The 214-nt window shown below is 66.4% G+C and carries 1 protein-coding gene; it reads right to left on the reverse strand.

The window, feature by feature from the left end; genetic code table 11:
• Positions 1 to 214, reverse strand: a 214-nt coding sequence (locus AF337_RS13850; RefSeq protein WP_152971068.1) for a phosphatase PAP2 family protein, incomplete at both ends; no start/stop codon positions are given.

Below are 214 nucleotides of genomic sequence, written 5' to 3' on the forward strand. Positions count from 1 at the left end.
CCCCAGTTCCAGGCCGGCGGATGAATCGCTTGGGAACTGGACACCGGCAAGGACACGCGACTGTGCGGCTTCTTCGGCCATCGCCTGGAACGACGACGCCTCGTCGGGAAAGAAATAGGCAAGAACGGTCGCGGCGGCGGCGGCGGCGGCCGCGTGTTCGGATGGATAAGCGGGACTCCGAGGCGTAGGCAGCGCAGTCGGCAGTGTCGTATCC

It is taken from the genome of Rhizobium ecuadorense (genome assembly GCF_001187535.1).
Lineage (GTDB): Bacteria > Pseudomonadota > Alphaproteobacteria > Rhizobiales > Rhizobiaceae > Rhizobium > Rhizobium ecuadorense.